The organism is Formosa sp. F44, from assembly GCF_056238645.1.
The window spans coordinates 1-1,204 of sequence record NZ_JBWDLJ010000022.1 but is presented as its reverse complement, the minus strand read 5'-3'; the positions used below and the strand labels follow the sequence as shown (position 1 = coordinate 1,204).

At 32.1% G+C, this 1,204-nt stretch carries 1 protein-coding gene; it reads right to left on the bottom strand.

The features are described 5' to 3' along the window. Positions 1-161: 161 nt before the first annotated feature. On the bottom strand, positions 162-1,064 hold the full coding sequence (locus tag AC0UBM_RS18335) for a hypothetical protein (RefSeq protein ID WP_475689634.1): 903 nt from the start codon (positions 1,062-1,064) through the stop codon (positions 162-164). Positions 1,065-1,204: the final 140 nt, after the last annotated feature.

The window sequence follows — 1,204 nt, the reverse complement described above, 5'->3', positions numbered from 1 at the left end:
TCGGATGTTTTTCATAATTGTAGGTAACGGTTTTGTGTATGATTAGTGGCGTGTTCAAGTAACTAATTTAGCAAATAAAAACCAAATAGAAAATCCGCGAGGATTTTCGTAAGTAGGCGAGAACTAGCCATTAATTATACACGGTGTTGTGGTGCGTTTTTTTACTTACTTTCATAATAATCGACAAGTCCTTTGCAATAAAGTTTTCCAGAAATATCTCCAAAAGCACCTAATCTCTTTTTTAGAATAATTGCTCTTTCACTTGGATGAAGGTCTTTTCTTAATTCATCGTAAATACGATGATAAAATGCGACTGCCTGATATTCTCCAATGTGAGTAAAAAGTAAATGTTTATCAATACTTTTTGCTGTAATCCAAATACTTCTTTGATATTTTTTCAATCGTGCATCGCTCAAACTTTCCATTGGATTTATTTTTTTCACTTCGTGATTTCTTGAAGCTTTTATATCTCGTCCAAATGCGTGTCCAATGTTGTTTCTTATATTCCGTATCTTTTCCAAATTCCCAATTTGATTAGCTAAAGGACGTGGAATAATTCCAAAATATTTTTCGTAAGCACTAATTCTTGAATTCCAATCTCCTTTAGTTATAGAAACAATAATTTCGTCAAGAAATATGTTTTTTCGACCATTTCCTTTTAAGATGTCAATTCCGTCTATTGATTTTGGCATTTCAAATAATATTCCTGGGTCAGATAGCAATGCTAATTCAACGACTGTGGATATATAAATTTCTAAACTTGAACTTAATGCCATTAAAGCATTCAAATTATTCCATTTCTTAAACTGATTAAATGATTTCGACCAATCTTTTAAATCTTTGAATGTTTCTTCTCCTTTTGGTACCGAAAACTCTAAATAATCAGATGCTTTATTCTCCCATTTACCATTCTCGCCAAGGTTTTTATAAACATAATTTACTCCAGCATCATTAGACCAAAGCATTTGATTTAATTCATCCACGTGTTTGTTAAAAACTTGAAATGTCCAAGTTGATTTTCTCGATGATTTCCATCGTTTAAATGTCTCTGTACTTTTACTCACAATGTTTGTCTTAAATGCACTACAACGTGCTTGTGTATGGTTAGTTGCGTGGTTCAGCGACTAAGTTAGCAAACATTTACGAACCCGTGAATATTCCGCAGGAATATTCGCAAGTAAGCTCAATAAAGCAATTAATTATA